Source organism: Cellulophaga sp. BC115SP (assembly GCF_009905545.1).
Taxonomy (GTDB): Bacteria; Bacteroidota; Bacteroidia; order Cytophagales; family Spirosomataceae; genus Flectobacillus; species Flectobacillus rivi.
The window spans coordinates 1-554 of record NZ_JAAALB010000206.1 but is presented as its reverse complement, the minus strand read 5'-3'; the positions used below and the strand labels follow the sequence as shown (position 1 = coordinate 554).

Sequence of the window (554 nt, the reverse complement as noted above, 5' to 3'; positions counted from 1 at the left end):
TTTCGGATGCTAGAAAAACTACAAAAACAAGTAGGAAAAGGCATCCTGCATGTGCTTGACCGTGGTTATGCAAATGAATGGACTATCGAGTGGTTTACGAACTTCGAACAAGACTTCCTAGTTCGATGGAAGAAGAATCATTTACTTATACACTCAACTAAAGGTAAAAAGCAAACCCATCTTTTAGCGCGCTCTTTTAAAGCCAGAAGTAAAAAAATTGCGCTCGATTCTCAGAGAAAGATTCTTAAGAGTATTTCTATTGCTTGGGCTCAAGTACAACACCCTAGTTTTGAAGACATTAACTTGTCTTTAGTGATAGTGAGAGATACCAAAAACTATCAGTCACCACTCTATTTATTAACCTCATTGCCTGTAGAATCAGCTAAGGAAGCTTGGGAAATATGTCATAGCTACATGCATCGATGGAATATTGAACAAGCGTTTAGATTCGCCAAAACGGAGCTAGCTATTGAATCTCCTAGGTTATGGTTCTTCGAGAATACCCTTAAATTATTAGCCATTGTCACACTTATTTACGACTTCTTGATGAAACT

1 protein-coding gene is annotated in these 554 nt (G+C 37.5%); it reads left to right on the top strand.

Features of this window, described 5'->3' with window-relative positions; translation table 11 throughout:
• Positions 1 to 554: transposase (locus tag GVN22_RS27690; protein ID WP_166554205.1), on the top strand; the 554-nt coding region annotated here is incomplete at both ends.